This is a genomic window from Rhizobium sp. 18065 (genome assembly GCF_902706095.1).
Classification (GTDB): domain Bacteria; phylum Pseudomonadota; class Alphaproteobacteria; order Rhizobiales; family Rhizobiaceae; genus Allorhizobium.
Genome location: NZ_CACSJP010000011.1, coordinates 1 through 12,672, shown reverse-complemented (window position 1 = coordinate 12,672; position 12,672 = coordinate 1). Strand labels below are relative to the sequence as shown.

The 12,672-nt window shown below is 56.6% G+C and carries 10 protein-coding genes and 1 pseudogene; 7 read left to right on the top strand and 4 right to left on the bottom strand.

The genetic code is table 11. The features are described from left to right. Positions 1-138 precede the first annotated feature (138 nt). The 4 genes from GVK95_RS20860 (at position 139) to repC (ending at position 5,765) form a co-directional block, all read left to right on the top strand. Positions 139-474, top strand: coding sequence for a hypothetical protein (locus GVK95_RS20860; RefSeq protein WP_159952622.1), 336 nt, complete (start codon positions 139-141; stop codon positions 472-474). Positions 475-2,184: 1,710 nt separating this feature from the next. Next, positions 2,185-3,384: a plasmid partitioning protein RepA gene (repA, locus tag GVK95_RS20855; protein WP_159952621.1), complete on the top strand. Its 1,200-nt coding sequence runs from the start codon at positions 2,185-2,187 to the stop codon at positions 3,382-3,384. A 3-nt stretch (positions 3,385-3,387) separates the two neighbouring features. Continuing rightward, the gene (gene repB, locus GVK95_RS20850; protein WP_159952620.1) at positions 3,388-4,407 is read left to right on the top strand and encodes a plasmid partitioning protein RepB; all 1,020 of its coding nucleotides are present in this window, start codon (positions 3,388-3,390) and stop codon (positions 4,405-4,407) included. Between the two features lie 149 nt (positions 4,408-4,556). Then, positions 4,557-5,765 carry a plasmid replication protein RepC gene (gene repC / locus GVK95_RS20845; RefSeq protein ID WP_159952619.1) on the top strand — a complete coding sequence of 403 codons (1,209 nt, stop codon included), beginning with the start codon at positions 4,557-4,559 and terminating at the stop codon, positions 5,763-5,765. A 205-nt stretch (positions 5,766-5,970) separates the two neighbouring features. Here the strand turns inward: repC and GVK95_RS20840 are convergent, their stop codons facing one another. Both GVK95_RS20840 and GVK95_RS20835 read right to left on the bottom strand, forming a co-directional pair. Further along, the gene (locus GVK95_RS20840; protein ID WP_159952618.1) at positions 5,971-6,120 is read right to left on the bottom strand and encodes a hypothetical protein; all 150 of its coding nucleotides are present in this window, start codon (positions 6,118-6,120) and stop codon (positions 5,971-5,973) included. Between the two features lie 218 nt (positions 6,121-6,338). Beyond that, positions 6,339-7,022, bottom strand: coding sequence for a ParA family protein (locus GVK95_RS20835; protein WP_159952617.1), 684 nt, complete (start codon positions 7,020-7,022; stop codon positions 6,339-6,341). A gap of 217 nt (positions 7,023-7,239) precedes the next feature. Between GVK95_RS20835 and GVK95_RS20830 the strand changes: the two genes are divergently transcribed. Both GVK95_RS20830 and GVK95_RS25305 read left to right on the top strand, forming a co-directional pair. Beyond that, positions 7,240-7,815 (top strand): hypothetical protein, encoded by a 576-nt coding sequence (locus GVK95_RS20830; RefSeq protein ID WP_159952616.1) that lies wholly within the window; start codon positions 7,240-7,242, stop codon positions 7,813-7,815. Next, positions 7,805-10,351: a relaxase/mobilization nuclease domain-containing protein gene (locus GVK95_RS25305; protein WP_159952615.1), complete on the top strand. Its 2,547-nt coding sequence runs from the start codon at positions 7,805-7,807 to the stop codon at positions 10,349-10,351. Before GVK95_RS20830 ends, GVK95_RS25305 begins: the two co-directional genes overlap by 11 nt. 122 nt (positions 10,352-10,473) lie before the next feature. Here GVK95_RS25305 and GVK95_RS25300 read toward each other — a convergent pair. Next, positions 10,474-10,832 (bottom strand): annotated as a pseudogene (locus GVK95_RS25300) (phosphoketolase); the annotation flags it as partial. Positions 10,833-11,072: 240 nt separating this feature from the next. On the opposite strand from GVK95_RS25300, the gene GVK95_RS20815 reads away from it, so the two are divergent. Beyond that, complete coding sequence (locus GVK95_RS20815; protein WP_159952614.1) at positions 11,073-11,462, top strand: CZB domain-containing protein; 390 nt, start codon at positions 11,073-11,075, stop codon at positions 11,460-11,462. A gap of 357 nt (positions 11,463-11,819) precedes the next feature. Here the strand turns inward: GVK95_RS20815 and GVK95_RS20810 are convergent. Further along, positions 11,820-12,672 (bottom strand): site-specific integrase (locus GVK95_RS20810; RefSeq protein WP_159952613.1); only part of this gene is annotated, 853 nt, incomplete at its 5' end.

The window sequence follows — 12,672 nt, the reverse complement described above, 5'->3', positions numbered from 1 at the left end:
CGATTGCGGCTCCGCGCCTGTCATCTCATTTGGAAGACGAAGATCGTCTTTTCATTTCCCCAGATAGTCCTCCGTTTCTCCGGAAAGGAGCGAGGCCAGACCAGGTCAACCAGGTCGACTGACGCAGGGGGAGCGGATATGAACAAAGCAGAAGGCGGTAACAAGATCCTACGTCAAAGCCCGGGAATGAAGACGGCCGTAGAGAGACATCGCCAGTATCAAATGGAAGTCGCCTATCTTACAAGGCGTCGCCTTGCGTTAGAGATTGGCGATCCCGGGCATGACGAGACGGTTTCCATGTGGAGCCGCGCCCGACACGAAGAGCGTAACGCATGCCGCGAAATGATGACAAAGCGTCCAGCCTCCATGGAAGAGGTCAGGCTGCGGTGCACATATCTGTGCGGCTTGGCGGTCGATGAATACAATCAGCTGGATTGCGATGATTGGCTGCTCCTCCTGCAATCGATGACGTAAAGCTCGGTCCAGGCACGCATTGGGCGCTCAAGTTCATGCGCTGATGTCGGATGACAACCTAATGCGATATGGCGATCTTGCCGTGTCAATGGTTGTGCGCCTTCTTCAACAAACGACAAGTTTGGATCGGCCATTGGCAGGATGACATAGTTCAGACGAGGACGAGTACAAGCCGACGGGATTTCTGAAAATCGGACGGGTTCCGCCGTCAACTTTCCATCCTCTTGGTTCTGTTTGAAAGAATGAATGGGGTCTGTTGTACGTGTACAACTGCTCTCTCGGCATCGACTACCCGCATCACGGCGGTTCGACATCCGGTTATCCAACTGAACCCAGCGCCGCTTTCCGCCGCGGTTGATCAACAATCACCTTCTATTATTCGAACCGAGAGACGTAGCTGAAGACATGGCAAGAGGTAACTCAATAGAGATGGCGTGAACAATGTCGTCAGCGCACTGAGCACGACGACGCCCTTGGACGGTTCTGTCGACCAAATTCGATTGGCGGGCTTGTTGTGTGCCGGTTAGAGGGGGATTTCAAGCCAGTGCGATGATTTCACCTTGGCTCTATTTTCGGCCCCGGCAGACGATCTCTGTCGCCAGCGGTCGGCGTTTCTGGAGCGTCGCCCGCTTCATGCTGAAGTGATTGCTAGGGCGCCCGCTCTTCTTACTGACGGTCCTGATGAACTTGTCAATCCCGCCCACTCCTCGGCAAAGACGTGATTGACATGCGAGTTGACCTGCGACTTCCGATTATGGGCATGACATGTCACGTCCGACATAAGCCCGGGCCGGGTGTTCGCCCACACGGCGCCTGCCGTATTGGGCTGGTCGAGAAGCCCCTAACAGGGGCTCTTTCATAGGCGGCGGCATCGTCGCCAGCCTTTTTGGGATCCGCACACGCTTGCATTCGATCGAGACGTGGTTCTGGCAACTGAACGCCGGGATGGCGATGGCGAGCGGCGGGGAGTGCCGCTCGCCCGGGTCTCTGCCTTGGAAAGCATCACCGTCCAGCGGGGGCCGCGATTCAGATGCCGGACTTCAGCTGGCCTGGCTTCCATGTTTTCGATTTGCGGCGGGCTTTGATGTCGTCCTTCTCCTGCTTCGTGTTGCGTTGTGGCGCGACCACAACGGCACTCAACGATCTACTGGGATATGGCCGGTATTGCGCGGCCCCGCGCAATCGTGTCGGAGCGATCGGACAGGGGTCGGATGATGGCGCCGGGCTTCGTTAGCCGCTCCAGGACGGCTAGATCTCGATCCGCTGGTCCAGAACAGTGCGTTGTCACACTCCATCTGGCCTGGGTCGAAATCGATGACCCCGGGGATTGGCCGCGAGTTGGTCGATTAGATCGGGTCGAACGCGGTTGCGAAATTGAATGCCTCGTCTATCCTCGCATCGATCCCCTCGCAAAGCATCGATGACGTCGCCGATCCGGGGCGGCGAGCTAGGGAGGGCTTCCTAGTTGTACATGTACAACTGGGATCACCTGTGTGATTGTCGAAACGCTGGCTCGCGGAGCCGATGCCTGTCGACTTTGCTGTGGCTCGCCCGAGATTGAAATCCAGTTGTACATGTACAACGAAAAACTTGTGTTAACTTTCCATTAACTAAAAATGGTTTGCCCGACTCGCGGAATCGGATTAGCTTCATCAGCGCATATTAGTAAGAATTCGTTGAAAAAGCGCAGAAACGAAACCTGAGGCCACGATGTTGAAACCAGCCGCGCCCGCTCACAGCGCAAACTTGCGTTCCTTGATCTCCTCCGACGCGGACGAGTTGATGCGCCAACTTCAAGCGCACCAGCAGCGCACCTTTCCACCAACGTCACGCAAAAGCATCCGACAGTTCACCTCCGCTGAGGCCGCCGATTTCATCGGCATCCATCAAGGTTATCTTCGTCAAATCGTGGCCGAAGGGCACGGTCCTGAGCCAAGCCCCACCGGCCGTCGTACCTATTCGGTCGATGATATCGAGGCGCTGCGTAAACTTCTCGATGAAGGGGGGAAGGGACCAGGGAAATACGTTCGCCACCGCCGTGACGGCGAAAAGCTTCAGGTCATCTCTGTCATGAACTTCAAGGGGGGGAGCGGCAAGACAACGACCTCCGCCCATCTCGCGCAATACCTAGCCCTTCGGGGATACAGGACGCTTGCCATCGACCTTGACCCGCAGGCCTCGTTGTCTGCGTTGTTCGGACACCAGCCGGAACTTGACGTCGGGGAGAATGAGACGCTTTACGGCGCTATCCGTTACGACGACGCTCGTCGTGATGTTGCTGACATCGTGCGTGCCACCTACACCCCCAATCTCCATATCATTCCGGGCAATCTCGAACTCATGGAGTTTGAGCATGAAACGCCAAAGGCGCTCATGGCACGTAAGGATATGAACTCAATGTTTTTCGCTCGCATCGGTGAATGCCTTGCCGAGATCGAGAGCGCTTACGACATCGTGGTCATCGACTGCCCGCCGCAACTCGGCTTCCTCACCTTATCGGCGCTCTGTGCTGCGACGGCGGTGTTGATCACAGTCCACCCGCAAATGCTCGATGTCATGTCGATGAGCCAGTTCCTGCAGATGACCGGGGATCTGCTTCAAATCGTTGAAGATGCCGGGGGTTCAATGAACTATGACTGGATGAGATATCTCATTACCCGGTTTGAGCCAAACGATGGACCGCAGGCCCAGATGTCCGGGTTCATGCGATCAATATTTGGGAATCGTGTTCTGACCAACGCGATGTTGAAGTCGACCGCTATTTCCGATGCTGGCCTAACCAAGCAAACCATTTACGAAGTCGATCGGAGCCAATTCACGCGCGGTACCTATGACCGAGCTCTTGAATCCCTGACTGCTGTCAACACGGAAATCGAGGATCTCGTCAAGCAAACCTGGGGGCGCAAGTAAGCGATGGCCAGGAAGAACCTCTTTGGCGATGCCGAAACAGAGACGCCATCTGGCGCTCCCTCTGATGGTGGGCCGTCAGATGACATTCGCCCGCTGGCGAATTTGGAAAGGCCGCTACGCCGATCAGGGGCAGTTGGAGCGTTTTCCCAATCACTTGGAGGGATTTCCGAGAAAGCACAGCGTGCCGCCGAACTTGAAAAACAACTCGCACACGGCCAAACCATCGTGGAGTTGGATCCGCTTCTAATCGACAGCTCCTTTGTGCCCGACAGGCTGACAGTCGATCTTGGCGGATTGAGCAGCCTCATCGCGCAGATCAGGGAACATGGGCAGCAGGTCCCGATCCTGGTGCGCCCTCATCCGCAAACAGATGGACGGTACCAAGCCGCCTATGGTCACCGTCGCTTGGCCGCAGTCAAGCAAATCGGCGGAACGATCAAAGCGGTGATTCGTCAGCTTACCGACGAGCAACTTGTCGTAAGCCAGGGCCAGGAAAATAACGAACGTACCGATCTTTCTTACATCGAAAAAACGTTTTTCGCTCTGCGTTTAGAGAGAAAGGGATTTTCGCGAGATATTATCATGGCGTCTCTCGGCGTCGATAAAGCCGCGTTATCACGGATGATTGCATTGGCTGCGGGCCTTTCTGACGAGTTGATTGAAGCCATCGGTCCCGCTCCGTCTTACGGTCGCACGCGCTGGGCTGAACTGGCTGATCTGGTCGCCGAAAGCGCGAAAATGCAAGAAGCCCGCGCGTTGGTGCGCTCAGACGATTTCGCGGCCAAGACGTCGGACGAACGCTTCGAACGTGTGCTGGAAGGCGTGCGTGCGACAAAATCGAAAACGCGAACACAACAATGGAAGGCAGGGGATGCGAAGGCGGTGAAAATCACCGAAACCGACGCTCGTCTGAATTTGAATTTCAACAAGATTGCTGTGCCAGGCTTTGGAGCCTTCGTGGAAACGCGGCTGGACCGGCTTTATGACGAATTTCTAGAAGCAAACAAGGAGCTTGAAGCGTAAAAGAAAAAGGCCCCCAAGCGAACAAGTCGTGGAAGCCTTCTCCTGATTTCTAGCAAGATCAAGAATCGCATTTCCACGAATCCTAGTCAAGAGTCTTTGGCACCTTTTTGGTGGGCGGATTTCTTTTACCTGAAGAAGGGTGAAGGCAAATGCAAAGTGGAAATGTAACGACGCCCTTCGGGCGGCGAGGGATGACGCTCGCCCTGGTAAAGGGCCAGCTCGATGCCGCTCAAGTTGAAAAGACAGCATGCGTTAATAAATGGAGCGTGTTTCGCGATACGTGCGAGGCCAAAACGATTTTCAAACTGCATGACCGCGCCTTGGCGGTTCTCAACGCATTATTGAGCTTTTTTCCCGAGAGCGAACTGGCAGGAGACCGCGATCTGATAGTCTTCCCGTCAAATGCACAGCTCTCCCTGCGAGCGCACGGGATCGCAGGAACGACGCTACGAAGAAGCCTGACGGCTTTGATTGAAGCTGGACTTATTGTCCGTCGCGACAGCCCGAATGGAAAGCGATATGCTCACAGGGACAGGGCAGGGGTGATCCAGGACGCTTTTGGCTTCGATCTCGCTCCGCTGCTCGCTCGCGCAGGCGAGATAGCGCATCATGCCCAGCAGGTCGCAGCGGAGAACCAACGGTTCAAGCGGGCAAAGGAGAGCTTGACGCTTTGCCGCCGCGATGTCCGGAAGCTTCTCTCGGCAGCAATCGAAGAAGGTGCTGCCGGCAATTGGGAAAGCATCGAGGCACGCTATGTCGCCTTGGTCGCAACGATCAAACGCCATGCAGGTCGCGAAGAAATCGAAAATATTGCGTCCGACATGGCTGTATTGCGCGATGAAGTGGTCAACATGTTGGAAAAGCAGTTCAATTCTGAAAAAATGGACGGCAATGCCGACCTATGTGGCGACCACATACAGAATTCAAACACCGAATCTATCAATGAACTTGAACCTGCCTCAGAAAAAGAGCAGGACGAAAAGTCGGAGCCTATACGCCAGCCGCAACCGTTAAAAACTTTCCCGCTTGAATTGGTGCTGAGGGCGTGTCCGCAAATCATCGATTATGGCCGTGACGGAACAATTTCGCGATGGCGCGACCTTATGTCAGCGGCTGTTGTGGTTCGCTCGATGCTGGCCGTTAGCCCCTCGGCTTACGAGGAGGCTTGCGAAGTCATGGGACCAGAGAACGCGGCAGTGGCCATGGCCTGCTTGCTGGAAAGGGCTCCCCATATCAATTCCCCTGGAGGCTATCTGAGAGATCTTACGCGGAAAACCGCCCGTGGGGAATTTTCCCTTGGGCCTATGTTGATGGCCTTGTTGCGTAACGCGGAGTTACAAACGGCCCGGAGGGCTTGATGAGAGGGTACAGCTCGGATCCTCATTCGGTTGTTGAGGCTGCATGATCATCGAAATCTGGTTTTCCAGCCGCGCGCCGTTGGACGGCGCTTAGCGACCGAAGCGAGCCTCTATGGGCGAGCGGAGCTGGCGAAGGCAACCCGCGCTCCCCATAGCGCCGTAGGGTTTGCCGGAGCCAAGTGGAAAACTGGCGATGTCGCGATTGTCACGATATGTCCGGAATTCGATCGGCGATCTTTTCCAGATATTCGTCGATCGCGTCTTCAATGTAGCTGTTGAACTTTTTGCGCTCGATGGCGGCGAGAAGCTTCAGTTTCCGGTGGACCTCCTGGCGTATGTAGATACCGGTCGTCACCTTTGACTTGTCTCTGTAGCGTCTGCCTGCAATCGGATCCTGACTTTCAGCTTTTATCATCATTGACCGGAGTTTCGCCGAAGATACCGTTTTTTCTGGCGCTGCTTCATCGTCAGGATCGGAGGTCGATTGTGGACCGGGCTTTGCCGGCGTCGGACGAACAGTCTGACGTTTCGTTGAAATCAGACCGAGGACGAGGTTTTTCCTCTCAGACTGGCTCATGCGTGTTGACCCTTCGAGTTCGCAGTGTGGATTGCGATGATCTCAGCCAGCAAAGTCTCCATCTCATCGATCGCCTTGTCATCCCTTTTTGAAATCGACTGAAGAGTGCCGGCAGCTCCGATCGACTGATAGGACGAACGCCGCGCGATGGGTTGACTGGCCAAACGGACGCCACTTTCTCGGAGGACTTCGCGCAAAGGCTCGTGTACCTTTGCGCGTCCTGAAACGAAGTCATGCTGGTTGATGACAATAAGGGCTGGAACCTTTCGTCCTTGTTCCTCCTCGATTACGGGCAGGTGATTGAGAGCCAGCTGCAGACCAGCGACGACGTCATCCTGGGTAGTCTGCATCGGGATAATCACAATGTCCGCAGCATAGAGACCGGCGAAAAGATTTTCGCTTGTCGTCCCCTCAATGTCGATGAAAACGATCTTGCCTGCTTTTTGCTGGCTCAAGGCAAGGTCATAGATCTTGTCGGCGTCCACGCAACTGCTGGCATCAAGGCGCTCAGGCCAGACATTCATCTGTTTTGAAATATCGACCCACCTCATCGTATTGGCCCGGCTATCAGCATCGATCAGGTAAACCGGATTGCCGGCGTAGGCCGCGGTTCCGGACAGAGCTCTGACCAAGGTTGTCTTTCCTGTCCCGCCTTTCGGATTGGCGATAGTGACGATCATGCTTAGCCTCCGTCGTCGCCAGAAATTCTATATAACTAACATCAAGCGGTGAGCAATCAACTGGTAATTTCCCGTTGCCTGCTAGCAAAAGACAATCGGCAATTGCCCACCGACAATTGCCGATTGTCTGTTACCCATAATTAATTGCGAAAAAGCGCTCGTTTGCATTGGTTTAGGGCTGTTAATTGCCCGTGCTTACGTGGGCAATTACGTGGGTATGAGTTGGTTGATCGCCCGGAGCGGTACAGAACACCTCGTAAAGTCCGTGAGTGTCTGTAAGAAAGAATTAGATATAACAAATTTAATTGTTGGCAGGATAGTCAAGTTTGTGGTACAAACTCGACGCCGCCCGGCTGCCAGCCAAGGGCTCGGTTCGCGCCTCCGGCACTCTGAGGCGCACGTGGCGCGACCAGGGGACTATTTCATGTCTCGAAGCGAGATTGTCAGGGTAAGGCTATCGGAAGAGGAAAAGGGCGCGTTGCTTGCGCTCTGCAGCGATGACCAATCCCAAAGCGACGTCGTTCGGCGTCTTTTGAGGGATCGCGCCGGTCTGCCTCTGCCTGTCGGACCGTCCGTATCCGTCGCGCTCAATGCCAATTCAGAGGCACTGCGAAGGATCGGCGTCAATCTCAACCAAGCGGTCCGCGCGATGAACGAAGGCCGTGTTGAGTATGAACCGCAGCTCGCCGCGTCGCTGCACAATCTTCTCGCGGGTCTGTACAATCTGCGCATTGATATCGACCGGCTGCTCAAAATCGGTGGTTCGGGCAAAGGAGCTGGCGGTGGCATTTGATTGGGGTTCGTTGGCCGCTCAAACCAAAGGTCTTGTGGGGGCAGATGCGGCCCAACGTGTCGGTGACGACGAGGAGCAAGAACGTCGTCGCCGCAGAGCGCAACGCGATCCGCATACCGCGCCACCTGTTGGACATGCAGGGTCAAACTCCAGGTCATCCTCCGAAAAGCCGGCGCGCAGGTCGTTGGAGGTTGATCGTCACAGCTTGACGATCGACAGTGTTCTTCAGGCGCCGCGCAATATCGATCCGGCGCATATTTCGAACCTCCTGACCCTCGGCGTACAGCCTGCACTCGACGAAGAGCCGCGTCGCGGCGGCGGGGGTGGTGGTGGAGGCAAATGGACCAAAGCGAGAGAAAGTGCCTCTTTATCGGTGGCCCTAAGCCGTGGTGCGACCTCCGAAGATGTGACGCGGGCGGCGGTCGCGTCCGGCGCACAGCCAGTTGTCATCAAAATCACATCGACGGTTTCCAGTCGGGCATCGGCGGCAAGCCTCATATCGTATCTCGGCACACGCGAGGTCAAAGGCGCGGACGGCAAGGGTGAAAAAACCAATATTCCGGTCTACGATCAGGAGGGTCGACTGGTGGGCAACGCCGAGGATCGCCGGGAATTGCTGGCAAAGTGGGTCGCTGAATTCCGTGAGGAATATGCGGTCGATGCCATCGTCACGATCTCGCTCACCCTCACTGAAAACGTTTCGGATGCAGCCCTGCATAACGCCCTCAACATGGCGTTCGGGTCGAAGCCATTCGTCTACACGAGGTATGATGATTCCGTCGCCATCTACGGGGTCAGGGACATCAATGCCAGGAAACTGGCGGCAGCACTGAAGATGCGTGCAAACGGCGACGGGAGGGCGGGCGCCGCGGAACGCACGTTCGCCAAGGTTATGAAAGACGCTGGGATCGAAACCGTGGTGCGCATCGAAGGCGCGGCGATTTCAGACAAGTCCGGAAAATATTTTCTCGAGAAATTCATTCGTCAGCATACGGCATTTACGACGTCCGGCGGCCAGCGGATTGATGCAGAGGGAAAGGCTCGATCAATGGCGACGACAACGTGGGACACCTGGCGTTCGCAAATCCGGACTGTCCAACCCAGGAATGCGTTTCATGTGGTGTTTTCAGCGCGAAGCGGGACGGACGCGGACGCTTTCAACCGAACAGTTCGGGACTTCCTCGCAGAACAGGTAGCCGGTCATCGCTGGATCACGGCTCATCATCCGGAGACGGGGCACGTGCATGTCCATGCGATGATCTCGGCAAGGGATGACATAGGAAAAGCCTTGCGGCTGACCAAGCCCGAACTGTACCAATGGCGAGAGGCGTTCGCGGAAAAAGCTCGTCAGCATGGAATTCCGATGGTCGCTACGCTGAGGTCGGATCTGGCGGCGACGCGCCCGTTCAGCCAGGCGCAGGCCGGTGCCTATGCGCGAGGACGTTCTGATCCGCGCTATCTAAAGAGCGCCACGGTTATTCAACGTGTGGAGCTGAAACGGGAAGGCCGAATGGATAATGCGGCCTTGAGCAACAGCGCCTTGGCGCTTGCGCCAAAATGGAAGGCAACGGCATCAGTCCTGCAATCAGCTCAAGCTGCACCAGGCGTCATCCAGGCGGCGCAACGCTTTGCGACACTCGCTTCGAGTACGCTGAATGCCGCCGATCCCAAAGGCTTTCTCATTGTCCAGATCGAAACGACCTCCGCCCGTGAGATCATGCAGGCGGGGACAATCGCGTCAGCGTTGGCGGTATCGCCGGATGCGGTTTCGAGCGATGGACGCATCGCGAGGGTTCTGGTTCCGACCGGGGCAGGGATCAGCAACATCGAGCGGGAGCTTTCGAAGCAGGACTATAAGTTCGGCCCCGGTGGCGAGTCCCGGCGCGTGAGCCGCGAGTTGGGCCAACTTCTCGCTGCTCAAGGCCTCCAAGCATCCGTCACGATCGAGGCGGCCGGGTCCGCTCCAGACGGCAAGCCTACGCCTTGGCTGAAGGCTCGTTTCAACGAAACAGCCGTCCCGGAAAAAAGCGGACGAGAGGCTGTCGGTGAGTTTGCCGGCCTGATCAATTCACTCAAGAAGCAGAAGGAGCAGAAAATGGCACTTTCCCTCGAGCAGTTCGACGAGCGTGTCGCCCGCGCCAACAAGTCAATGGATAGGCTCGAAACCATCGTTGACAGTTCGTCGGAGCGTCAGGCGGTTGAAGAAATGCGTCGCGAAATCGCTGCACTTTTTTCCGAGCAGCGCCAGCAGATAGAGCTAGATCAGATGCGTTCAGCAGGATCGCCTTCTGCGGGTTCGTCGACGGCCGCTTCGGCCACGGGTGGCACGCGCGAAAACCACCATCCGCGGCTCGCCAATGTCGATCCGGCAATTACCGCGCAGCAGCAGGCGATTGCGCAAGGAAGAGCATCACGGGCATCGAGAGACCAAGCGGTGGCAGCCAAGGGCGTGCAGGAGGATCTGCGCCAGCAGGCGTTGAAACGCGCCGAGCAGGATCGGCAACACGGCAGTGACCGCGACGGTATGGACCGGTAGGCGGGCGGGGCCATGGGCGATGACCGAGCCGCCATAGGCCTTGCTCGCCACCATATATGATGATCGTTCCGCGTTCTCCCGGGCGGGTGACTGCCTACTGGGCGACGAACAGCGGCGCCTTGTCGAACATTGAAGTTCGGGTGGTTGGCGCGCTTATAAACCAGCCGGTGGATCAGATAGGGATAGCCGTGATAGGCGAAGATCACCGGCCGATCGCGGGAGAAGATGTGTCGAAGAATTCGTCGGAAATACCGTGCGGATGCTGTTGCGGGGATTGCAGCTGAAGCAGGTTGACGACATTGACTAACCGAATGCGCAGATGTGGCAGGATCTGGCGCAGATGATTGACGGCGGCAAGCGTTTAGAGCGTCGGCACGTTGCCGGCACAGGCCAGATGATGTCGGGGTCCATCCTCGGCTTTGCAATGGACTTCCGCCTCGGCCATGGTCAGCCATTGCGGCTTCGCCTGCTTGCCGGCCAATGACCTTTCAGGTTCTCAGATGCCCCTCATTTTCCCGGCAGTTGGCCACGGTATGCGGATACCGAGAACGACGAGGAGGCAATAAAGAACACCAGAATCTGCGCGGTTTAGGCTCGATCCACCGATGTTAAATTGAAAATTCTACGCAACCACGCGAAATATTTTTAACCGCTGTGGCGTATATTTCACACTGCCCCTCCTTTCCGAGCGGTTCCTCAACAAGATCAGAGAATCGTGTAAATGAATTCGTCCTATTATGTCGAAGAAATCACCGCTGGCATCGGCGCCCATGGCACATGGAAAATGAAGCTGAAAACGGCGATCACGACCAGTTCCAGCGATTTCAAGCCGAGCGTTGTCCGCTGCGACGATCAATGCGCCCTCGGGAAATGGCTGCACGGATCAAAGATCGATCCGCAGACCAAGCTGGGCATGCCTTACAAGGTCAACAAAAGGGTTCATGCGGAATTCCATGAATGCGCAGCTCGCGTGCTTGAAATGGCGCTGAAGGGCAATGGCAGGGATGCGCAGGCTCTGCTCGATGGGGAGTTCAAGGAAAAGTCCGAAAAGGTCGTTCGAGCCTTGACCAAATGGAAAAGCGAATTGCTCTCCTCAACGCGCGCGGCCTAATCCGTGCGCAGTAGTGTTCAAATTCGCCCAGTCCGCAGGAAATGTCTGAGAGGAGCGTGAAAGTGGAATATCCTCCTAGCTTTCGATGCCTTGCCGCGTCATTCGATGATTTGCTTGAGGCTAGAAAACTTCGCGCTGATCGCAAGATCTCGTGGCGGCGATGGCCCCCGGACCTTCTAAGACAACCGCCAAGATCGCGCCGGTCGTGTCGATCTCGGATATTCTTGGTGGCTCATGCACCAAGACCCTTGCCAGCACGGTGATCGTAACGGCTTGGCGCTTTTGCCACGCTGGGTCTGGGTCTGCGGAATGGCATGCGCGGCGAGGGGGATGACTGATTTGAAACGGGAGATCTAGCTAAAGCCCTGAAGCCTTTGTCAGATTGATCCGAAAGCGATCCCGTCGTCGCTGATATCTGCGGGTCATCTCCGAGGAAGCATGGCCAAGCTGTTTCTGGACGTGACGTTCGTCGACTTCGGCAGAGGAGGCAAGGCCAGCGCGAAGGGAATGACCGGAGAACCTGAAGGCACGCTCGATCTCACTAAGATCCTCGCGAACCCCTGCAGCCATTGCAGCTCGTTTCACAAGCCGGGCCACCTCCTTGTCGTTCAGACGCTCCGCGACGATAGATTTGCCCTGACCCGTCACGCGGCGGAAGAGGGGACCGTGCGCGATCCTGGCGAACTTGACCCAGGTTTCGACCGCGGCAACCGGGCAAGTGGCGTCTGACGAGCCGCGTCCCACCTCGACCTCTCTCCAACCGGTTTTGCCGCGCAGAGTGACAAGCATGCCCTTGTCGAGGATCTCGATCCACCCGCGGCTGTCTTCGGTCTGGTCTGCCTTCAGATCGAGACCGACGATCTCGGAGCGCCGCAGACCACCGGCAAAGCCTACGAGCAGCATGGCACGATCACGCATGCCGCGCAGGGTGCCGCGATCAAGCGTTTCCAGCATGGCGATGATGTCATCGGCGAGGACTGCCTCCTTCTGCAGTGGGGGCCGGGCATGCGAATTGCGGATGCCGGCCAGAACCGTGGCAATGGCGCGATTCTTGCGGTCGAGCGCCATCCCGCGTTGAGTGCAGTTCCAGCTGATCGCAGACAATCGTCGCTCGATCGTGGAAACTGAGTTGGGTTTCATGCCGCGTTCGGCGGCCCCTGATGCGCAGGCGGTAATATAAAGCCCGACGATTTCAGGATCGGGAGGGAGG

Excerpts from the sequence above, each read along its gene's own strand:
- GVK95_RS20860 (WP_159952622.1), top strand. The coding sequence starts at position 139 with ATGAACAAAGCAGAAGGCGGTAACAAGATCCTACGTCAAAGCCCGGGA.
- repA (WP_159952621.1), top strand. The coding sequence starts at position 2,185 with ATGTTGAAACCAGCCGCGCCCGCTCACAGCGCAAACTTGCGTTCCTTG.
- repB (WP_159952620.1), top strand. The coding sequence starts at position 3,388 with ATGGCCAGGAAGAACCTCTTTGGCGATGCCGAAACAGAGACGCCATCT.
- repC (WP_159952619.1), top strand. The coding sequence starts at position 4,557 with ATGCAAAGTGGAAATGTAACGACGCCCTTCGGGCGGCGAGGGATGACG.
- GVK95_RS20835 (WP_159952617.1), bottom strand. The coding sequence starts at position 7,022 with ATGATCGTCACTATCGCCAATCCGAAAGGCGGGACAGGAAAGACAACC.
- GVK95_RS20830 (WP_159952616.1), top strand. The coding sequence starts at position 7,240 with ATGAGTTGGTTGATCGCCCGGAGCGGTACAGAACACCTCGTAAAGTCC.
- GVK95_RS20815 (WP_159952614.1), top strand. The coding sequence starts at position 11,073 with ATGAATTCGTCCTATTATGTCGAAGAAATCACCGCTGGCATCGGCGCC.